This window comes from Streptomyces sp. NPDC006235, from assembly GCF_040613735.1.
Classification (GTDB): Bacteria; Actinomycetota; Actinomycetes; order Streptomycetales; family Streptomycetaceae; genus Streptomyces.
This window is the reverse complement of the sequence record NZ_JBEXSR010000003.1, coordinates 323440-344488: the sequence shown is the minus strand read 5'-3', so window position 1 is coordinate 344488 and position 21049 is coordinate 323440. Positions and strand designations below refer to the sequence as shown.

Genomic DNA, 21049 nt, shown 5'->3' with positions numbered 1-21049 from the left:
GCCTCCTCGTGTGGGACGGGAGGCCCCACCCGGTTTTTCATGCCTTCATGCCTTCAGGGCGTCCAGGAGCCGGTCGACGTCCGCCGCCGTGTTGTAGAGGTGGAACCCCGCCCGCAGGTTCCCCGCCCGGTCGGACACCTGGATGCCCGCCCGGCTCAGCTCGCCCTGCCGGTGGCCGAGCCCCGGCACGGACACGATCGCCGAGCCCGGCGCGGGCACCGGCGCGTGGCCCAGCTCGGCGAGCCCGACGCGGAAGCGGTCCGCGAGGGCCACGTCGTGGGCGTGCACGACGTCGACGCCGATGTCCTCCAGCAGCTCCAGGGAGGCGCGCAGCCCGGCGTAGCTGAAGAGCGAGGGGCTGATGTCGAAGCGCCGTGCGGAGTGGGCGAGTTCCTCGACGGGGCCGTAGCAGCTGTCCCAGGGCACCTCACCGGCGACCCAGCCGGCGAGCAGCGGCGTGAGCCCGCCGAAGTCCTGCGGGACGACGAAGAACGCGGCCCCGTGCGGTCCCAGGAGCCACTTGAAGCCGACGGCGGCGAGGAAGTCGTCCGCGTCGGCCTCCATCGGCAGCCAGCCGGCCGACTGGGAGGCGTCGACGTAGGTGCGGGCCCCGTGCGCCCGGGCGGCCTCGCGCACGGCCGGCAGGTCGGCGAGCCGGCCGTCGGCGGACTGGACGGTGCTGACCGCGACGAGCGCGGTGCCGGGGCGGACGGACTCGGCGAGCCGCTCCAGCGGCACGGCGCGCACCTTGAGGTCGCCGCGCGCGTGGAACGGGTTCACCAGGGAGGCGAAGTCGGCCTCCGCGGTGAGGACTTCGGCGCCCTCGGGCAGCGAGGCGGCGATCAGCCCGCCGTACTCGGCGACCGAGGCGCCGGTGGCGACCCGCTCGACCGGCACACCGGCCAGCCGGGCGAAGGACGCGCGGGCGGCCTCGACGTCCTCGTACAGGGGACCCAGGGGCGTGCCCTCCGTGCGCATTCGCACCGCCTGCTGTACGGCGGTGACGGTACGGGCGGGCAGGAGCCCGTTGCTCGCGGTGTTGAGGTAGGTGTGCTTCGGGGCGAACTCGGCACGGACGAGGTTCTCGAAGGTCTCCATGGAACCACTCTGCGTCCCCTGGATCTCCCCGTCCATTGCCGATTTCTGCGTGATGCCGCTAAGAGGCGCTTATACATACGCGCCGACCTGCGTTTTCAGCGCTGGGGCACCGCACAGCCGTCCGGCCCGCAGGCCTCCGCGTCCCCGCTGTCGACGATCGTCAGGGGCGAGCGCTCGCCGTACGCCTGGGCCAGGGCCTGGGCGAAGACCTCCACGGGCTGGGCACCGGAGACGCCGTACGTGCGGTCGAGCACGAAGAACGGCACCCCGCTCGCGCCGAGCTGCGCGGCCTCGCGCTCATCGGCGCGGACGTCGTCGGCGTAGGCGCCGGGGTCGGCGAGCACCGCGCGGGCGGCCTCCGCGTCCAGCCCGGCGGCCACGGCGAGTTCCACCAGCCGCTCGTCGTCGTTGAAGACGGAGCGCTCCTCGGCGAAGTTCGCCCGGTACAGCAGGTCGAGCAGCCGCTCCTGGCGCCCCTGCTCCTTGGCGAAGTGGAGCAGGCGGTGCATGTCGAAGGTGCTGCCGTGGTCGCGGCCCCGAGTGCGGTAGTCCAGGCCCTCGGCGGCGGCCTGCGCGCCCAGGTTGTCCTCACCGGCCTCGGCCTGGGCCTCGCTCATGCCGTACTTCCTGGTGAGCATCGTGATCACGGGCTGGATGTCGTCCTTGGCCCGGCCCGGGTCCAGCTCGAAGGAGCGGTGCACCACCTCGACCTCGTCACGGTGCGGGAAGTCCCGCAGCGCCTTCTCGAAGCGGGCTTTGCCCACGTAGCACCAGGGGCAGGCGATGTCGCTCCAGATCTCGACGCGCATGTCTTCGGCTCACTCCAGCTCGTACGGGGTGCGGAGACTCCCTCCGCCGAGTTGGTGAACATTCAAGCAGCCGTGTTCATTCCGCGGCCGGGCGGAACCGCATCGTCAGGTGGTGATCCCCCGGCTCGGACGGTTCCGGCACCCACCCCTGCCGCCGGTAGAACAGCTGCGCCCGCCGGTTGTCGACGTGCACGTCGAGGACGGCGGTCCGCCGGCCGTCGGCCTGCCACTCCTCGACGCAGGCCGCATGCAGGGCGGTGCCGACGCCGCGGCCCCAGTGGTCGGGGTCGACGTGGAACTGGAACAGCTTCACCGTGTCCGCCGCGGCGCCCTCGGGAGTGCGGAAGGAGGCCAGGCCGACGATGCGCCCCGCCTCCACGACGCACAGCACTCGCCCGTCCGGCCGCGCGAGGGCGCTCCGCCAGGCGGCGGGCCAGTCGGTGCCGTCCTGCGGCACTCCGTCGGGGTAGTAGGTCGCCCGGGCCCGCCCGTGCAGTGCGACGACGTCCTCCACCTCGGCGGGCAGGACGGTACGGATCATCACCACGCCTCAGCTGCCGTCGCGCAGGTCGTTCGGCCAATGGGGCCTGAACTCGATGTGGTCGTACGTCACCACGCAGCCCTCCCCCATCGGCGACTGGGTCATGAAGCCGATCAGGGCCGCGCCCGTCTCCTTCTCGTCGCCGAGGGTGAAGAGACGGACGAAGGTCCAGCGCTCGCCGTCGCGGGAGGCGTGGAAGGCGAAGGCGCGGCCGGTGCGGCTCACCCGGAGCCAGACGGAACTGCCGTCGACGGTGAAGGCGTTGGCGTCGTCGGAGTGCCCCCGGGTGACCACCGTGCAGACGGTGGGCACGTCCGGGGAGTACTCCAGACAGAGCTTGGCCCAGGCGCGCTCGCCGACATGAACGTAGAGCACCCCGGCGTCGAAGGCCGCACCGAACCCGACCGTGACCCGCGCGATCAGCTGAAAATCCCCTTCGGGCGCCCCCAGCAGCCGCGGCGCGTCGGAGGCGGGGTCCAGCCCTTCCCCCGTGGGCGGCACAAACCGATCCTGCCGCGCCCCGGCCCACCCGGTCAGCACCCCACCCTCATAGGACCAATGCGCCTCGGGCCCGTAAGAGCGCAGGGGGAAAGGAAGTTCGGGAAGTTCGAGATCCATTCGACCAAGTCTTTCAGGTCCGACCTTCAGGGGCGCGGGGAACTGCGCGACAAGCCACAACGAACCGGCAGCCCGCAACTCACCGCACCCCCAACGGCGCTACCGCTCCAAGCGCCCGTTGAACCTACGCGGCAACCCCAACGGATTCTCATCCCGCAGCTCCGCAGGAAGCAGGGCCTCAGGCGCGTTCTGATAAACAACCGGCCGCAACCACCGCTCGATCGCCGTACCGCCCACCGACGTGGACGTAGACGTCGTCGCCGGGTACGGCCCCCCGTGATGCTGAGCCGGCGCGACGGCAACCCCCGTCGGCCACCCATTCACCAGCACACGCCCGGCCAGCGGCGTCAGCTCCTGCAGAAGCTCCGCGCCCCGGCCCTGCCCCGCGGCCTCCTCCTCGGACAGCTGCACCGTCGCCGTGAGGTTGCCCGGCAGCCGCGACAGCACGGCCTTCACCTCGTTCTCGTCCTCGTAGCGGGCCACCACCGTGACCGGCCCGAAGCACTCCTCCAGGAGCAGGTCGTGCTCGCCCTCCTGCGCCAGCCTGCTCGCCGGCACCGTGAGGAAGCCCGCGCTGACGGTGTGCTCGCCGCCCGCGCCCGGGGTGACCGGGGAGTCGACGTCGGGCAGCTGGGCCCGCTCGGCGACGCCGGCGACGAAGTTGTCACGCATGCGGTGGTCGAGGAGGACCCCGGCGTCGGTGTCGCTGACGGCGTCGGTCAGCGACTTCAGCAGGGCGTCACCGGCGGCGCCGGACGGCGCGAGGACCAGGCCCGGCTTCACACAGAACTGGCCGACGCCCAGCGTCATCGAGCCGGCGAGGCCCGAGCCGATCGCCTCGGCCCGCTCGGCGGCCGCGGCCTCGGTGACGACGACCGGGTTCAGCGAGCCCAGCTCGCCGTGGAACGGGATCGGCACGGGTCGCGCGGCGGCCGCGTCGAACAGCGCACGCCCGCCCCGCACGGAACCGGTGAAGCCGGCCGCCGCGACCAGCGGGTGCTTGATCAGCTCGACGCCCGCCTCGAAGCCGTGCACCAGACCGAGGACACCCTCGGGGATGTCGTGCCGGGCGGCGGCGCGGCGCAGCACCTTCGCGACGTACTCGGACAGGGCCGGGTGGTCCGGGTGGGCCTTGACGACGACGGGGCAGCCGGCCGCGAGGGCGCTCGCGGTGTCGCCGCCGGCGACGGAGAAGGCGAACGGGAAGTTCGAGGCCGAGTAGACGGCGACGACACCCAGGGGCACCTTGTAGCGGCGCAGGTCCGGGATGGGCGGGGTCGCGGTGTCGTCGGGGTGGTTGATGACGACGTCGAGGAAGGCGCCCTCGTCGACGATGTCGGCGAAGGCCCGCAGCTGGTAGCAGGTGCGGGCGAGCTCGCCGGTCAGCCGGACCGGGCCGAGCGCGGTCTCGGCGTCGGCGGTCTCGACGAGACCGTCCTTGGCCGCCTGAAGCTCCTCGGCGGCGCTGCGCAGGAAGGCCGCGCGCACGGTACGGTCCGCGAGTGAGCCGCGCGCCTCGTGCGCGGCACGGACGGCGGCGTCCACCTCCTGGGCTGTGGCCTCCACCGCAACCTGTTCACGCTGCTTCCCGGTTCGGGGGTCGACACTCCAGACTGGTGCTGCTGCCACCGCGGGTCCCTCCACACATGTAATGCCGCAGTACTGGGTCATCCACCAGGGGCGTTCGATATACTGAACGCTGTCTCTGATGATGAATATGCTGTGGAGACTATTTCCCGTCGAACGAAGGGGTCAAGGGCGATGTCGGCTGGCGAGACGGGCGGCGGGGCGCAGGTCAAGTCCGCGGTACGAACGGTTGAACTGCTCGAATACTTCGCCGGGCGTCCCGGTATGCACTCGCTCGCGGCGGTCCAGGAGGCCGTCGGATACCCCAAGTCGAGTCTCTACATGCTGCTGCGCACGCTCGTCGAGCTGGGCTGGGTGGAGACGGACGCGACGGGCACGCGGTACGGCATCGGGGTGCGTGCCCTGCTGGTCGGCACGTCGTACATCGACGGCGACGAGGTCGTGGCGGCGGCCCGCCCGACGCTGGACCGGCTCTCGGACGACACGACCGAGACGATCCACCTGGCCCGCCTCGACGGCACGAACGTCGTCTATCTCGCCACCCGCCAGTCGCAGCACTACCTGCGTCCCTTCACCCGGGTCGGCCGCCGCCTGCCCGCGCACTCCACGTCCCTCGGCAAGGCGCTGCTGAGCACCTACTCCGACGAGCAGGTCCGCAAGATGCTCCCGGAGACGCTGCCCGCGCTGACCGAGAACACGATCACCGACCGCGAGAAGCTCATCGAGGAGCTGCACCAGGTCCGGGAGCAGGGCTTCGCCGTGGACCGCGAGGAGAACACGCTGGGGCTGCGTTGCTTCGGCGTGGCGATCCCGTACCGCACTCCGGCGCGGGACGCGATCAGCTGCTCGGTTCCGGTGGCCCGGCTGACCCCGGCGCACGAACAGCTGGTGAAGGACGCACTGTTCGACGCGCGGGACCGGCTGACACTGGCCACCCGTAGGCTCTGAGGCATGAACGTCGAGCTGCGCGCGGTCCACGACAGCGATCTGCCGGTCTTCTTCCGGCAGATGAACGACCCCGAGGCGCTCCACATGGCGGCCTTCGTCCCCAAGGATCCGGCCGACCGGGACGCCTTCGACGCCCACTGGGCCAAGATCCGGTCCTCGTCCGACGTGGTGCGGACCGTCCTGGCCGACGGCGACGTGGTCGGCAGCGCGGCGGTGTACGGCGTGGCGGGCGAACGCGAGGTGACGTACTGGGTCGACCGCGCGTACTGGGGGAAGGGCATCGCCACGGCGGCCCTGCGGTCGCTGCTGACGGCGGTGCCCGAGCGCCCCTTGTACGCACGGGCCGCGTCGGACAACGCGGGCTCGCTGCGCGTGCTGGAGAAGTGCGGGTTCCGTGCGGTCGCCTCGGCCCGGGGGTACGCGCAGGCCCGGGGCGCCGAGATCGACGAGACCGTGCTGATCCTGGAGGGCTGAGCCGCCCTCCCCCGTCCGGCGGAGACGGATCGTCATCGTGCAGGAGGTGGCGGGAGCCTGTCCTGCGGGAGCCTGATCGCATGCCTCAGTCGATCGCTTCCCGCCCCGCCGCCGGTCTCAGCCGCCCCCGGCGACTCCTCCGTGCCGTCGCCGTCCTCTCCTGCGTGCCGTACCTCGGGCTCAAGGCCGCCTGGATCGCCGGGAGTCACCTCGGCATTCCGGAGGGGAGCGGGCTGCTCGACGACCGGGTGGGCATGGCGGTGATCAACGGTCTCTCCGTCGTGCTGGACAGCGCGGTGATCGTGCTGGCGCTGGTACTGACCCGGCCGTGGGGGCTGCGGGTGCCCGCGTGGCTCCTGGCCTTCCCCGTCTGGGTCGCCACCGGGCTGCTCGCGCCGATCATGGCCGGGTTCCCGGCGCAGCTGGCGGTGAGGGCGTTCGGTGGAGGGGGCGGGGAGTCCCCGGGGCAGGACGCCTTCCTGGACGAGTGGGTGTTCTCCGTCGTGTACTCGGGTTTCATCCTCCAAGGGCTCGCCCTCGGCGGCCTCTTCGTGCTCTACGCCCGCGACCGCTGGGGGCATCTGTGGCGCGGACGCGTGTGGGAACTGCCCGTGGGGGTCGCGGGGCCGGCCCACCGGGCCCTCGCCGTCGCGGCCGGTGTGCTCGCCCTGCTGCCGCTCGCCCTCCACGCGCTGTGGGCCTGCGGCGGCACCACCGGGCTCAGCGAGGGCCGGGCGGCGGACCGGGGCGCGGACGTCCACGTCCTGAAAGCGGTGTTCGTGGTGTTCCTCCTCGCCGCCGTCGGCGGCGGCTTCCTGCTGGCCTTCCGGCGGGGCCGGGCGCTGCCCGTGGCGGTGCCGCTCGGCCTGGCCTGGGTCGGCTCGGGCGCCGTGGCCTGCTGGGGCGGCTGGCTGTCGCTCGCCTCCCTCGGCGGCGCCGAGGACATCGCCGACCGCCCGACGCCGCTGATGAGCCTCGCCTACGCTGGTCAGATGCTCGTCGGCTTCCTCGTCGCCGCCATCGGCGTCTACTACTTCGCGGAGCGCTCGGCCAGGGCCGCGCGGCCGACGGCGTGAGACGGGCCGCCCGGTCGCTGTTCGGCCCGCGGGCCCGCCTGCGCTGGGTGCATCTGATCCTCGGCGGCGCGCTCGCCATGCCGTACGTCCTGGTCGGGTCGGTGATCATCGGTCCGGCCACCGGCGGCACGGACGTCTTCGGGTCCTTTCCGCTCCAGCTCGCCTCCTTCGGCGTGGGCCTGCCGCTCGCCGCCGTGACGTCCCTGTTCCCGCTGACCCGGCCGCTGGAGGCCGCCGCCGTGCGCTGGCTGTGCGGTGTCGACACGGACCGGCTCGCCTTCGGGCCGGCCCGGACGCGGGGTGAGAAGGGCCGTACGGCGGGCTGGTTCACCCTGCATCTCGGGCTCGGCGGGATCATCGCCGGGATGTCGCTGGCCGTGCCGCCGTTCGCCGTCGTGCTGATCGTGCTGCCGGTCGTCGCGGGACTGCGCGGCAACCGGCTCGGGCTTCCCGAAGTCCTCGACCACACCTGGGCGTTGGCGCTCGCGCCGGTCGCGGGCGTGGCGATGCTCGTCGCCCTGGCGGGGTGCGCGGCCGGCGGCGGCGCGCTGCTGGCCCGCTGGGCGCCGACGTTGCTCGGCCCGTCTCCCGAGGGCCGGCTCGCGGCTGCCGAGGCACGCGCCGCCGATCTGGCCGTACGCAACCGGCTGGCGCGGGAGCTGCACGACTCCGTCGGCCACGCGCTCAGCGCGGTCGGCCTCCAGGCGAGCGCGGCGCGCCGCGTCCTCGACTCCGACCCGGAGTTCGTCCGCGAGGCCCTCGCCGCGATCGAGGACACGACCCGGCGCACCGTCGGCGAACTCGACGCCGTACTGGGCGTGCTGCGCGAGGGCGACGCCCCCGGTACGGCCCCGGCGCCGACGCTCGCGGCCGACCTCGACGGGCTGCTGCGTCGCACCCGGGCGGGCGGACAGCGCGTGACGGCCACGGTCGGCACCGACCTGGAGGTGCTGCCCGCGCTGCTGTCCCGGGAGGCCTACCGGATCGTGCAGGAGGGGCTGAGCAACGCCCTCAGGCACGCGGGCGACCGGGTCGCCGTGGACGTGCGGATCGCGGTGACGGGCGGAGCGCTGGAGATCACCGTGGAGAACCCGGTGGCCGGCCCCGCCACCCTCACCGATCCCGCGTCCTCCCGCCCCGGCGGCGGCCACGGGCTGCGCGGCATCGCGGACCGGGTCAGGCTGCTGGGCGGGACCATGACGGCCGGACCGGCCACCGGTTCCTCCGGACCGGCCGGGGAGAGCTGGTGGTTGCACGTACGTCTGCCGATGAAAGGACCCGTATGACCCTCCCCGCCCCCATCCGTGTCGTCCTCGCCGACGACGAGCGCATGGTCCGCACCGCGCTGCGCGCCATCCTCTCCGCCGAGCCGAACCTGGAGGTGGTGGGCGAGGCAGCCACCGGCGCGGAGGCGGTGTCCGTCGTCCGGGACCTGCGGCCGGACGTCGTCCTCATGGACGTCCGGATGCCGGAGGTCGACGGGATCCGCGCCACCGAGCAGATCCTCGCCACCCTGGACGAGCCGCCCCGGATCATCGTCGTGACGACCTTCGAGAACGACTCCTACGTCTACGACGCGCTGCGCGCCGGAGCCGCCGGGTTCCTGCTGAAGCGGGCGGACGCCGACGCGCTCGTGCAGGCGGTCCGGCTGGTGGCGCGCAGCGACAGCCTGCTGTTCCCGGCGGCCGTCCGCACGCTCGCCACGGAGCACGCACGCGCGCACCCGGCGCCGCCGGAGTGGGTGGCGAGGCTCACGGGACGCGAGCGGGAGGTACTGCGGCACATGGCGGAGGGGCTGACCAACGCGGAGATCGCCCGCCGCATGGGGGTCGGCCCCGCCACGGTGAAGTCGCACGTGGCGGCGGTGCTGGCCAAGACGGGCACCCGGGACCGCACGCAGGCGGTCATCGCGGCGTACGAGGCGCGCTTTCTGAACGCCGGATGAGAAATCGGGACGGGTGGGAACGATCCGCCCCACCTGGCTCGTCCTCCTGTTCGGGATGAACAAGACGATCAGGCGCGCGTCGGTCTTCACGCTGCTGCTGGTGTTCGCTCTGCTGGTCAGGGCGACCTGGGTGCAGTTCTACGAGGGCCAGGCGCTCGCAGACGACAAGGACAACCGGCGGAACGCGATCGAGACGTACTCGGCGCCGCTCGGGAACATCATCGTGGGCGGCCGGTCGGTCACCGGCTCGGCGCCGACGAAGACGGGCGACCTCAAGTACAAGCGCACGTACACGGACGGCGAGTTGTACGCGGCGGTGACGGGCTTCGCCTCACAGGCGTACGCGCCGACCCAGCTGGAGGGCATCTACACCGACCTCCTGAACGGCACGGACAGCCGTCTGAAGTCTGTGATGGACACCCTCACCAACCAGCGGGCCGACCCGGGCAACGTGGTCACGACGATCGACCCGGACGTGCAGAAGGCGGCGTACGACGCGCTCGGCGACAAGAAGGGCGGGGCCGTCGCCATCGACCCGAAGACGGGGAAGATCCTCGCGGTCGTGTCGACCCCCTCGTACGACCCCTCGTCACTGACCGACGCCAACACGGCGGGGGCGGCCTGGAAGAAGCTCACGGCCGACCCGGAGAAGCCGATGGTCAACCGGGCGCTGCGGCAGCCGCTGCCGCCGGGTTCGACGTTCAAGCTGGTCGTGGCGGCGGCGGCGCTGGAGGACGGGCTGTACTCGTCGGTGGACGAGAAGACGGCCAGCCCCGACCCGTACACGCTGCCGGGCACCACCCGGGACCTGTCGAACGAGAACCCGAACGCGCCCTGCACGAACGCCACGATCCGTACGGCGCTGGAGTACTCGTGCAACAACGTCTTCGCGAAGATGGCCGTCCAGCTGGGCCAGGACAAGGTGAAGGCGATGGCCGAGAAGTTCGGCTTCAACGACGACAAGCTGGATGTACCGGTGCGGGCCTACACGAGCGTGTACCCCTCGGACATGTACCCGTCGCAGACGGCCCTGACGGGCATCGGCCAGTTCGACGTCACGGCGACGCCCCTGCAGATGGCCATGGTGTCGGCGGCCATAGCCAACGGCGGCAAGCTGGTCTCGCCGCATATGGTTTCGCAGATCACCAACAGTGGTGGTGATGTGTTGCAGGACTACGACGACGACGCGGGCTCGAAGGAGATCGTCTCCTCCTCGACGGCCGAGCAGCTGCAGTCGGCGATGCAGACGGTCGTGGAGAAGGGCACGGGCACGAACGCCCAGGTGCCGGGCGCGACGGTCGGCGGCAAGACGGGTACGGCGCAGCACGGCGAGAACAACAGCCAGGTGCCGTACGCCTGGTTCACCTCGTACGGGAAGTCCGACTCGTCGGGCAAGGAGGTCGCCGTGGCGGTCGTCGTCGAGCAGTCGAACGCGGCCCGCTCGGAGGTCAGCGGCAACGGCCTGGCGGCGCCGGTCGCGAAGGCGATGATGGAAGCGGCGCTCAAGGACTGAACCCCAGGTGCCGACAATCCGTCTGTAGAGACGAGAAGGGCCGCCCCCCTCCCCCCGGGGGCGGCCCTTCTTGCTACTTGGCGCCCAGGAGCTGCTCGATCGGGTCGATCGCGAAATACACGAGGAACAGCGCCGAGGTCCCCCACAGCAGCCAGTGGACCTCCTTGGCCTTGCCGAGCACGGTCTTGATGACGACGTAGGCGAGGAAGCCGGCGCCGATGCCGTTGGTGATGGAGTAGGTGAACGGCATCACGGCGATGGTGAGGAACGCGGGGATGGCGATGTCGTAGCGGTCCCAGTCGATGTGCTTGACCTGGGTCATCATCAGGAAGCCGACGGCGACCAGGGCGGGGGCGGCCGCCTGGAGCGGGACGATGGTGAGCAGCGGGGTCAGGAACAGCGCGAGGCCGAACAGGCCGCCGGTGACGAGGTTGGAGAAGCCGGTGCGCGAGCCCTCGCCGACGCCGGCGGCGGACTCGATGTAGGAGGTCGCCGAGGAGGCCGAGGCCGCGCCGCCCGCGACGGCCGCGGCGCCGTCGATCAGCAGCACCCGGCCGAGGTTCGGGACCTTGCCCTCCTCGTCGAGCAGGCCCGCCTCGGCGCTGATGCCGACGACCGTGCCCATGGTGTCGAAGAAGTCCGACAGGATCAGCGTGAAGATCAGCAGGACGACGGTGATGACGCCGACGCCGGGGGCGCTGAAGGCGCCGAACAGGTCGAAGTCGCCGATGAGGCCGAAGTCGGGGGCGTCGACGAGCTGGTCGGGCCAAGAGGGTGTGGTCAGGCCCCAGGTCTTGATGTCGGCTATGGAGTTGATCACTATCGCCAGCGCCGTCATGGTGACGATGCTGATCAGGATGGCGCCCTTGACCTTGCGGGCGAGCAGGCCGATCGTCAGCAGAACGCCGAGGCAGAAGACGAGAATCGGCCAGCCGGTGAGCGTTCCCGTGCCGCCCAGCTGCACCGGCACGGTGGTGTTCGCGGCGTCCGGGATGCGGCTGACGAACCCGGCGTCGACGAAGCCGATGAAGGCGATGAACAGGCCGATGCCGACGCTGATCGCCTGCTTGAGCGGCTGGGGTATGGCGTGCATGACGGCCTCGCGCAGGCCGGTCACCACCAGCACGCAGATCAGCAGGCCTTCGAGGACGATGAGGCCCATCGCGTCGTCCCAGCTCATCAGCGGGGCGATCTGGAAGGCGACCACGGCGTTCAGGCCGAGTCCGGCGGCGAGGGCGAGGGGCAGATTGCCGCCGACGCCCATGATGATCGTCATGACGGCGGCCACCAGGGCGGTGGCGGTGGTGAGCTGGACGGCGTCCAGCTGATGCCCGAACTTGTCCTGCGCGCTGCCCAGGATGATGGGATTCAGGACAAGGATGTAGGCCATCGTGAAGAACGTGGCGAAGCCGCCGCGTATCTCACGGCCGAAGGTGGATCCCCGATCGGAGATCTTGAAGAACCGGTCGACGCTGTTCACCGCCGGTGGTGCGGCGTCGGGCCGGTCGGCCACCTTCTGCGATTCGGACATGGCGAGTGCTCCTTGATGCCTGGGTGATCGGTGTGCGGATGCTGGCTGGATTGTTCCCGCGTTGAACCACGTTCAGGTTTTCTTCGTGTTACGGAATCAGAGTCCGGCCTGCCATACGCCGTTCGAAGCTCCGTACGAACCGTCCTGAGAACGCTGCTACGCTTCCCGATCTCGTCCGGACCTCCCCCGGATGATCACATGTCATCTACATGACACTCACCGGCACCCCAGCCCGGAGTGCCCGAAGCCGCTGCGAGGAGAGGTCGCCCGTGGGCACAGTCGTCGACGACGCCGCCTCCGTGGAGTTCCACGCCTTCTTCGAGCGTCACTACGCCGAACTGTCCCGCCTGGCCTATCTGCTGACGGGCGAGTCGGACACCGCCGACGATCTGGCGGCGGACGCGTTGCTGGCGCTGTGGCACCGCTGGGACCGGGTGCGCGCGGCCGACCATCCGGCGGCGTACGCGCGCGGCGTGGTCACCAACCTGGCCCGCACCCGGATCCGCAGCGCCGTGCGCGAGCGGCGTCGCATCGCCCTGTTCTGGTCGCAGCGCGAGGAGAACACCGAGAACCCGGACGTCGCGGGCGTCGTCGACGTCCAGGAGGCGCTGCGCAGACTGCCGTTCCGCAAGCGGGCCTGTGTGGTGCTGCGGCACGCCTTCGACCTCTCGGAGAAGGACACCGCGCTCGCCCTCGGCGTCTCGGTGGGTACGGTGAAGAGCCAGACCTCCAAGGGAATGGCCGAACTCCAGCGGTTGCTGGGCACACAGGGACTACCGCAGCGGATGCACGCGGCGGTGGGCGCTCCCCGTTGCTCGCCGGTCGTGGAAGGCTTGCGGGCGCGCACCGGTGAGGGCGGAGGAAGGGACCGATGACGATGCGGCGGGACGTGCACGAGGAGCTGCGCGCCCGGCTGCACGAGGCGGCCGGGACGCACCAGCCCGACCGGGAGCAGATCCTGGCCCGGGTCGAGCGCGGCATGGCCGGTCCGGCCGGTGCCGGCCACCGGGCGACGCGTCCGCCGGTGTTCGGGTGGATGCGGGTGGCCGGTGCGACGGCCGCGGTGGCGGGTGTGCTGGCGGTGGGCGGCTACGCGGTCGCGTCCGCGGTGAAGGAGGAGACCACCGCCCCGCAGCAGCAGGACGTGGCGACCTCCCCGACGCCCACGCCGTCGCCGGAGGCGACGAGCCGGGCCCCCGCGCCGCCGGTGGACCCCACGCCGTCGGCCCCGCCGGAGCGCCGCGAGTCCGCTCCGCCGCCCTCGCGGACGCCGAGCACCTCCGTCACCGGGCGCCCGCCGGCCGCCACCGAGGACGGGCCGCTGTGGTCGGACGGCTCGGTCGACCCGCACAGCAACGACTTCTGGGCGCAGAGCAACGTCACGATCAAGACGCGCGAGGAACTGACCGCGCTGACCGTGCGGTTGAGCGTCGCCCAGACCGGCGGGGTCTCCGACGCGGGCGCCTGGCGGTCGCTGCCCGAGCAGGACTTCACGCTCACGGTCGGCGAGCGGGACGGCTTCCTGGTCTACACCTGGACCCTGAAGGAGGGCCGCAAGGTCCCGGCGGGCGAGTGGGTGTTCGCGGGCCAGTTCGACCACGAGCGCGGCGGCCGTGACGCCGGCGCCGACCGCTACGCGGTGGCGGCCTCCGCGGGTTCGGAGCGGCTGTCCGTGGGCGGCGGTTTCGCGGCCGTGGACGACGCCGACGACGACTCGTGAAAAAATTCTGAAGACGCGGCAACCCTTTCCTCGCGGGTGGCGACCACCAGGCGCAAGATTCACCCCCCCATGAGGAATCGGTACATGACTGCACCAGCAGAACAGCGCGTCCGCCACCGTCGCCGGGTCACCAAGCGGCGGGCGGCGATCGCCGGGTTAGCCGCCTTCGGCATCACGGGAGCGGCGGTCGTCACCACGTCGATGCTGTCCACGGCGGGCGCCGCGACCCCCTGGCCCACCGACAAGGGCAAGTCGCCCGTGTCCAAGACCATCCCCGTCTCCGGCGTCCACGACGGCGGGATGAAGATGTTCTACGGCACCGGCGCGCTCGGCGGCGACAGCCAGGACGAGGGCCAGGACCCCATCTTCGAGCTGGCCGACGGCGCGGTGCTCAAGAACGTCATCATCGGCACCCCGGCCGCGGACGGCGTGCACTGCAAGGGCAGTTGCACGCTGCAGAACGTGTGGTGGACGGACGTCGGCGAGGACGCGGCCAGCTTCAAGGGCAAGTCGTCCTCGGCCGTGTACAAGGTGATCGGCGGCGGCGCGAAGAACGCCGACGACAAGGTGCTGCAGTTCAACGGCGCCGGTACGCTGAACGTGTCGGGCTTCCAGGTGCAGAACGCCGGGAAGCTGGTGCGCTCCTGCGGCAACTGCAAGACGCAGTACAAGCGCACGGTCGTGCTGAACGACATCGACGTGACGGCGCCGATGAACTCGATCGTCGGCGTGAACGCCAACTACGGCGACACGGCCACGCTGTCGAAGATCCGCATCCACGGCGACAGCAAGAAGAAGATCAAGACGTGTGTGCGCTTCGAGGGCAACAACACGGGCAAGGAGCCCAAGGAGCTGACCCCGCCCGGCCCGGACGGCAAGACCTGCAAGTTCAAGGCCTCGGACATCAGCTACCAGTGATGCCGCAGCACGTGTGAACTCCGGCCGGCCCTGATCCCCCCTTGGGCCGGCCGGATGCCGGGTGTCCGGGCCCCCAGCCGGACGTCCCGGCACCCCCGGCCCTCCGGAGCCCCCCTCCGGACGGCCGACAGCCGCCCCCGCCGGTGCGAACCGGCGGGGGCGGCGTCGTACCTGCCTGGGCACCCTCTTGAATTGATGCGCCTATCGCATGGACAGATCTCGGTTTGATGCTGGACACGGATCCCGTGGTGCTCCGAAACTCTCGCGTAACACCTCGGCCCGCCCCCCCAGCACGATGACCGAGACGAGGACTCATGAGAGCGATCCCCAGACGTACGGTGCTCGCCGTCACCGCGGGCGCGGTCGCGGCGCCGGCCGTGAGCACATCGGCCACGGCAGCTCCGCTCGAAGTGCGGCAAGCCGTCTCAGGTCCCGACCCGGTCCTGCGGACGGACCTCCTCACGCAGGTGACGCCGAGGAACAACTGGCTGGTGACAGCGGTCTCCCTCCAGTACGCGCACCGCATCGACCTACGCGGCGGGACGGTACCGCCCACCGCCTTCCAGGTGCGGGCCACCGTGGGCGGACGGACAGCGGCCCGTACGGTGACCCGGGTTTACACCGACACCTCCGGCCGCCTCATCATCGAGCTCGATCCGAACGACGCCAACGCGAGGGCGGTCGGCACCACCGATCCCCTTCCGCTCGACCGCGCCTACTCCGTCAGACAGGTGGCGGACGTGCGTACCCCGGCGGGTGAAACGGTCCTTCAGGCCGGTCCGTTCGCGCACCGCAACGACGACGTCATCACGCCCGTGGCCGACGACTTCACCGCCGGTTCCTTCACCGACTCCGCGGGCTTCGAACTGGACTTCCGGCTGTACCAGCCCGCGGGATTCCTGCGGAACCCGCGGACCCGCACCCGGTACCCGCTCGTCGTCACCTTGCACGGCGGTGGCGAGGTCGCGGACAACAACATGACCCAGCTCACGTCCAACCGGGTCGCGGTCACGTTCGCCACACCGGAACGACAGCGCCGCAACCCCGCGTTCGTCCTCTCTCCGCAGATCCCCCTGCCGCGTCCCATGGACGGACCCGACGGCACGGACTGGACCGACGCGAAGGTGCAGGCCGCGCTGAGCGAACTCATCGACACCTTCGTGCGCGAGCACGCGGGCCACGTGGACACCGGCCGGCTCTATCTGGTCGGCCTGTCCTCGGGCGGTCGCGGCATCTACAGCCTGCTGGCCAAGCGGCCCGACGTGTTCGCGGCCGCCCTGCCCACGGCAGGCTGGGGCGAGGCGGCCGCCATGGAGAGGATCACGCACATCCCGATCTGGGCCGACCACTCGGTCGACGACCCGGTCGTCCCCTACCGGGAGGGCCGGTTCGGCAACCCCGGCACCTGGACCCTGATGAACGCACTGGAGACCGCCGGTGCGCGGGTCACCCGTGGGGAGTGGGCCAACGACCTGCCGAAGAGGGAGTTCGAGGCCCGGTCGCGGGCCCTCCTGCGGCAGGCCCGGGCCACGCGCAGCCATGTGCTGTTCACGAGCTACACAGCCGGAACGACACCGGTGAACCCGCACCTGTCATGGGCCCAGACGTACGAGAACGACGTGGTCATCGACTGGCTCTTCGCACAGTCCCGCTAGCCGGCGGCTCTCATCGACCCCGGAGGTAGAGCAATGCGTCCCCGCAGTCGTTCCACCCGCACCAGCGCGCCGCTACGGACCCGCTCCCGTCCCATGACGGCGCTGATCGCGCTGGCGACCACGATCGGCTTGGCGCTGACCCTGCTGACGGCCACCGCCGCTCCGGCCACCGCCGCTCCGGCGACCGCCGCCGACATCCCGTCCCCGACGACCGCCGCCCTGGAGGCCGCCGACGGGCCGCTGGCCACCGCCACCTACACCGTTCCCCGCCCGAGCGGGTACGGCTCGGGCATGGTCACGTATCCCAGGGCCAGGGGCTCGTACCCGGGCGTCGTGCTGATGCCGGGCTACCAGGGCACCCAGGAGAACCTGCGGTGGCTTGCACCCCGCCTCGCTTCCTGGGGCTTCGTGGTCATCAACGTCGGAACGAAGACACTCACCGACGATCCCGAATCGCGCGGGCGCCAGATCAGCGCCGCCGGCACCCAGTTGCTCGCGCTCGGCAAGGCCCCCCGCACCCCGCTGTCGGGGAAGCTCAACGGCACCCTGGGCGCGGCCGGTCACTCGATGGGCGGCGGTGGCGTCATGGCGGCCCTCCGGGACGACCCCCGGTTCCGGGCGGGCGTGCCGACGGCCCCGTACCACCCGAACGGGAACTTCTCCTCGGTCACCGAGCCCACCTTCTTCCTGACCTGTCAGAGCGACCCCGTCGCCCACGGCGACACCTTCGCGGTGCCCTGGTACAACTCCATGTCCCGGGCCGAGAAGCTCTACATCGAGGTCCCCGGCGACCATCTGTGCCCGATGACGGGCTACGGCGACAAGGCCAAGCAGGGCAAGTGGATCGTGTCGTTCTTCAGCCTCTGGCTGCGTGCCGACACCCGCTTCGGCCCGTTCCTGTGCGGTCCGGCTCGTGAGGCCGACAAGAACGACACCTCCCTGGTCACCCGCTGGATGGACACCTGCCGGTGACCCGCCGGTGACCAGCCGGAGGGACATGCCCTAGTCCATCGTCGACCCGATGGTCGTGGAGCCGGTCGTCAGGAACGTCGTCGCGGGGAGGGCGCCGTCCGCCCCGCGCGCGGCGTACGCGCTGTTCGCGTCCGTCGACTTCAAGGGCGGGGTGGGAATGCCGCTGTCCCAGTTGTTGCCGACGGAGACGGCCGCGGAGCCCAGCTTCGCGGGGCCGCCCTTGTCGCTCACGGCGAGGTTCTTGCCGAGGCGGGCCTTGCCGGTGGCGAAGGAGAAGCCGTTGTGGGCGTTGGCGTACGCGGTGTTGCGGTTCAGGGCGATGGCGCCGGTGTTGGAGTTCCCGGTGAAGCCGTGCAGCGTGTTGTCCCAGGCGGCGTTGTTGGTGACGACGTGGGCGACGGAGGCTCCGCCGCCACCCAGTTCGAAGCCGTTGCCGTTGCCCTCGAAGGCCGGGTCGCTCCAGCGGTTCTCGCCGTTGCCGAAGGCCCAGGAGTGCTCGACGGTGACCGGTGAGGAGAACTGCCACAGGTCGAGGCCGTCGTCGGAGTTGTCGTACAGCCGGGCGCCGGTGATCCTGTTGCCCGTGCCGGAGCCGAACTTGACGGCGATGCCGTCGGCGTTCTGGCCGTGGCCGGCCGGGTCGTAGTTGCCGTGGCTGTCCAGGTTCTGCACGAGGTTGCCGGTGGTGCCGTCGCCGCGCAGGGTGAAGCCGGAGTCGCCGTTGTCCGCGGTGACGAGGTTCCTGAAGACGCCGCCGGCCGAGGAGGTGGCGACGAAGCCCTGGGCCGGGGAGTTGACGAAGGCGAGGTTCTCCACGGTCCAGTAGTCGCCGTGGATGCCGGCCAGCCAGGAGCCGTCGGGCAGCTTCGAGCCGTCGATCCGGACCTTCTCGGCGCCGTGCGCCCGCAGCGTGATGCGGGCGGAACTCGTGCCGTTCGCCGTGGACTTGAGGGTCGCGGCCGGATGGTAGGTGCCGCCGCGGACCTGGATGACCGTACCGGCGGTGGCGTTCTTCACGGCCGCTTCGAGCTGGGCCGTGGTGGAGACGGTGACCGTCGACGAGGCGGCCTGCGCGCCGCCGCCCGAGAGCCCGAGATAGAAGCCGCCCGCCCCCGAGGCGCAGACCACCGCGGCGGCGATGGCGAGCGTGCGGGTCTTGCGGTGGCGTCCGGTGCTGAGCAGCACGGAGCGTTCCTTTCCTAGGCGATGGGGACGGAAACGGTGCGCGAGGGGCCCGCTCCGGACCGTTTCCGACCAGCAGTCGCCGCTGCGCGCCGAAAGGGTTGCCGCCGTCACGTGCACGGGCGTGCCCGCATCCCCGAAAGTTTCGGAACCACCGGCCTCATGCACACCCGTTGACGACCTGTCCCCGTCCGGTGAAACTCCGAAGGCCGCCTATCCAACAGAATCCCCCAGACTCCGACAGGAAGTGTCATGCGCCCCCGCACGCTCCTGCTTCCGTTCGTGGCCCTGACCGGCCTCCTCCTGACCCTTCTCACGGCGCCACCGGGCGCCGCGGACTCCGGAGCACCACCCGTGAAGCACTCCAAGTACGCCGGCTATCTCTTCGCCTACTTCACGGGCGAGGGCACCGCCGACGGCGAGCAGATCCGTTACGCCCTCAGCCGGGGCAACGACGCGCTGCACTGGCGTGAGCTGAACGCCGGCAAGCCGGTCCTGACGTCGACGATCGGCGAGAAGGGCCTGCGCGACCCGTTCGTGATCCGCTCCCCCAAGGGCGACAAGTTCTTCCTGATCGCCACCGACCTGCGCATGTACCAGAACTCCAGCGGCAGCTGGGACCAGGTGCAGCGGCACGGCAGCAAGTCGATCATGGTCTGGGAGTCCACCGACCTGGTCCACTGGACCGACCAGCGCCTGGTGAGGGTCTCCCCGGACAACGCGGGCAACACCTGGGCCCCGGAGGCCTACTGGGACGACGAGCTCGGTCAGTACGTCGTCTTCTGGGCGTCGAAGCTGTACGCCGACGACGACCCGGAGCACAAGGGCGACACGTACAACAAGATGATGTACGCGACGACCAAGGACTTCCGCACCTTCAGCGAGCCGAAGATCTGGAACGACCCGGGATACTCGGTGATCGACTCCACGGTCGTGAAGTACAAGGACGAGTACTACCGCTACACCAAGGACGAGCGCGACCCCAGCTCCTCCAGCCCCTGCTCCAAGTTCATCACCGGTGAGAAGTCGACGTCCCTGACCTCGACGAAGTACGACTTCGTGGCCGACTGCATCGGCAAGGGCGCGATGGATCGCGGCGAGGGCCCGACGGTGTTCAAGTCGAACACCGAGAAGAAGTGGTACCTGTTCATCGACGAGTACGGCGGCCGCGGCTACGTCCCGTTCGAGACCACCGACCTCGCCTCCGGCAAGTGGACGCCGTCCGCCGACTACCAGCTCCCGGCGAGCCCGCGGCACGGCACGGTGCTCCCGGTGACGCAGAGGGAGTACGACCGGCTGCTGGCGGCCTACCCGTCCACCCCCGCCTCCGTGGTGGACGCGACGGCCAAGCACCAGAAGGGCTACTCCATCGTCACCGACAGCGCCTCGAAGGTCGTGCTGCCCATGGAGCCCGACGCCGATCTGCGGGGCCTCGCCCCGAAGCTGTGGGTCGGTGAGGGTGCCACGCTGAGCCCGAAGTCCGGCACCCGGCGCGACTTCCGCACGCCGCAGAAGTACACCGTGACGGCGGCCGACGGCACCAAGCGCACCTGGACGGTCGAGGCGGTCCGCACCCGCAGCCCCATGCTGCCCGGCCTGAACGCCGACCCGGACGTGCACTACCTCAACGGCAGATACTGGATCTACCCCACGACGGACGGCTTCCAGGGCTGGAGCGGCACCAAGTTCAAGGCGTACTCGTCGAAGGACCTGGTCCACTGGAAGGACCACGGCGTCATCCTCGACCTCGGGCCCGACGTGACCTGGGCCGACAAGTACGCCTGGGCGCCCGCGATCGCCGAGCGGAACGGCAAGTACTACTTCTACTTCTGCGCCGAGCAGCAGATCGGCGTGGCGGTGGCCGACTCCCCCGCCGGCCCCTTCAAGGACGCGCTCGGCAAGCCGCTGGTCGCCAAGGGCGGATCGCTGAAGGGCCAGATGATCGACCCGTCGGTCTTCACGGACGACGACGGCCAGGCCTACCTGTACTGGGGCAACGGCCACGGGTACGTCGCGCCGCTCAACGACGACATGGTGTCGTTCGACGCGTCGAAGGTGCAGGACATCACCCCGGACAACTTCCGCGAGGGCTCCTTCGTGATCAAGCGGAAGGGCACGTACTACTTCATGTGGTCGGAGGACGACACCCGCAGCGAGAACTACCACGTGGCGTACGCGACGGGTCCGTCCCCGCTCGGCCCGTGGACCAAGCGCGGGACGATCCTCGAGAAGCGGCCCGAGTACGGCATCCTCGGCACCGGTCACCACTCGGTGGTGAACACCCCGGGCACCGACGACTGGTACATGGTCTACCACCGCTTCGCCCTCAACGGCCCCGGCAGGCCGGGCGGCGACGGCATGCACCGGGAGACCACCATCGACCGCATGGAGTTCACGGCCGACGGCGGCATCAAGCCGGTGGTGCCGACCCTGGAGGGCATCAAGCCGGCACGGCGATGAGC

General features: G+C 70.9%; 19 protein-coding genes. 12 read left to right on the top strand and 7 right to left on the bottom strand.

Features of this window, described 5'->3' with window-relative positions; translation table 11 throughout:
* Positions 1-45: 45 nt before the first annotated feature.
* The 5 genes from ABZ192_RS05665 to ABZ192_RS05645 form a co-directional block, all read right to left on the bottom strand.
* Positions 46-1098 carry an aminotransferase class V-fold PLP-dependent enzyme gene (locus tag ABZ192_RS05665; protein ID WP_356923244.1) on the bottom strand — a complete coding sequence of 351 codons (1053 nt, stop codon included), beginning with the start codon at positions 1096-1098 and terminating at the stop codon, positions 46-48.
* Between the two features lie 95 nt (positions 1099-1193).
* Entirely contained in the window at positions 1194-1907 is a 714-nt protein-coding gene (locus ABZ192_RS05660) for a DsbA family oxidoreductase (protein WP_356923243.1), read from the bottom strand.
* 76 nt (positions 1908-1983) lie between these two features.
* The gene (locus tag ABZ192_RS05655; RefSeq protein ID WP_356923242.1) at positions 1984-2448 is read right to left on the bottom strand and encodes a GNAT family N-acetyltransferase; all 465 of its coding nucleotides are present in this window, start codon (positions 2446-2448) and stop codon (positions 1984-1986) included.
* Between the two features lie 9 nt (positions 2449-2457).
* Positions 2458-3066, bottom strand: a complete 609-nt coding sequence (locus ABZ192_RS05650; protein WP_356923241.1) for a DUF1349 domain-containing protein — start codon at positions 3064-3066, stop codon at positions 2458-2460.
* 99 nt (positions 3067-3165) lie between these two features.
* Entirely contained in the window at positions 3166-4695 is a 1530-nt protein-coding gene (locus tag ABZ192_RS05645; RefSeq protein ID WP_356923240.1) for an aldehyde dehydrogenase (NADP(+)), read from the bottom strand.
* Positions 4696-4827: 132 nt separating this feature from the next.
* Here ABZ192_RS05645 and ABZ192_RS05640 point away from each other — a divergent pair, with 132 nt between their 5' ends.
* The 6 genes from ABZ192_RS05640 to ABZ192_RS05615 all read left to right on the top strand — a co-directional run bounded on the left by ABZ192_RS05640 (position 4828) and on the right by ABZ192_RS05615 (position 10609).
* Positions 4828-5601 (top strand): IclR family transcriptional regulator, encoded by a 774-nt coding sequence (locus tag ABZ192_RS05640; RefSeq protein WP_010037854.1) that lies wholly within the window; start codon positions 4828-4830, stop codon positions 5599-5601.
* A 3-nt stretch (positions 5602-5604) separates the two neighbouring features.
* Complete coding sequence (locus ABZ192_RS05635; protein ID WP_356923239.1) at positions 5605-6075, top strand: GNAT family N-acetyltransferase; 471 nt, start codon at positions 5605-5607, stop codon at positions 6073-6075.
* Positions 6076-6155: 80 nt separating this feature from the next.
* Positions 6156-7151, top strand: coding sequence for a hypothetical protein (locus ABZ192_RS05630; protein WP_356923238.1), 996 nt, complete (start codon positions 6156-6158; stop codon positions 7149-7151).
* Positions 7148-8437 (top strand): histidine kinase, encoded by a 1290-nt coding sequence (locus ABZ192_RS05625; protein WP_356923237.1) that lies wholly within the window; start codon positions 7148-7150, stop codon positions 8435-8437. Before ABZ192_RS05630 ends, ABZ192_RS05625 begins: the two co-directional genes overlap by 4 nt.
* Positions 8434-9096, top strand: a complete 663-nt coding sequence (locus ABZ192_RS05620; RefSeq protein WP_356923236.1) for a response regulator transcription factor — start codon at positions 8434-8436, stop codon at positions 9094-9096. The genes ABZ192_RS05625 and ABZ192_RS05620 overlap by 4 nt, the downstream gene beginning before the upstream one ends.
* A 55-nt stretch (positions 9097-9151) precedes the next feature.
* Positions 9152-10609, top strand: a complete 1458-nt coding sequence (locus ABZ192_RS05615; RefSeq protein ID WP_356923326.1) for a penicillin-binding transpeptidase domain-containing protein — start codon at positions 9152-9154, stop codon at positions 10607-10609.
* A 73-nt stretch (positions 10610-10682) separates the two neighbouring features.
* Here ABZ192_RS05615 and ABZ192_RS05610 read toward each other — a convergent pair whose 3' ends face one another.
* Entirely contained in the window at positions 10683-12140 is a 1458-nt protein-coding gene (locus ABZ192_RS05610; RefSeq protein ID WP_356923235.1) for an NCS2 family permease, read from the bottom strand.
* 269 nt (positions 12141-12409) lie between these two features.
* Here ABZ192_RS05610 and ABZ192_RS05605 point away from each other — a divergent pair, with 269 nt between their 5' ends.
* From ABZ192_RS05605 to ABZ192_RS05585, 5 genes are all read left to right on the top strand, one after another.
* Positions 12410-13015 (top strand): SigE family RNA polymerase sigma factor, encoded by a 606-nt coding sequence (locus ABZ192_RS05605; RefSeq protein WP_356923234.1) that lies wholly within the window; start codon positions 12410-12412, stop codon positions 13013-13015.
* A complete protein-coding gene (locus tag ABZ192_RS05600) occupies positions 13012-13860 on the top strand; it encodes a hypothetical protein (protein WP_356923233.1) in 849 nt (282 codons plus the stop codon). The genes ABZ192_RS05605 and ABZ192_RS05600 overlap by 4 nt, the downstream gene beginning before the upstream one ends.
* Positions 13861-13944: 84 nt before the next feature.
* Entirely contained in the window at positions 13945-14778 is an 834-nt protein-coding gene (locus ABZ192_RS05595; protein WP_356923232.1) for a pectate lyase, read from the top strand.
* Between the two features lie 314 nt (positions 14779-15092).
* Positions 15093-16433 (top strand): PHB depolymerase family esterase, encoded by a 1341-nt coding sequence (locus tag ABZ192_RS05590; RefSeq protein ID WP_356923231.1) that lies wholly within the window; start codon positions 15093-15095, stop codon positions 16431-16433.
* A 93-nt stretch (positions 16434-16526) separates the two neighbouring features.
* Entirely contained in the window at positions 16527-17405 is an 879-nt protein-coding gene (locus tag ABZ192_RS05585) for a triacylglycerol lipase (protein WP_356923230.1), read from the top strand.
* 30 nt (positions 17406-17435) lie between these two features.
* On the opposite strand, the gene ABZ192_RS05580 is transcribed toward ABZ192_RS05585, so the two are convergent.
* Positions 17436-18590, bottom strand: a complete 1155-nt coding sequence (locus tag ABZ192_RS05580) for a right-handed parallel beta-helix repeat-containing protein (protein WP_356923229.1) — start codon at positions 18588-18590, stop codon at positions 17436-17438.
* 249 nt (positions 18591-18839) lie between these two features.
* Between ABZ192_RS05580 and ABZ192_RS05575 the strand changes: the two genes are divergently transcribed.
* Positions 18840-21047: a family 43 glycosylhydrolase gene (locus ABZ192_RS05575; RefSeq protein WP_356923228.1), complete on the top strand. Its 2208-nt coding sequence runs from the start codon at positions 18840-18842 to the stop codon at positions 21045-21047.
* Positions 21048-21049: the final 2 nt, after the last annotated feature.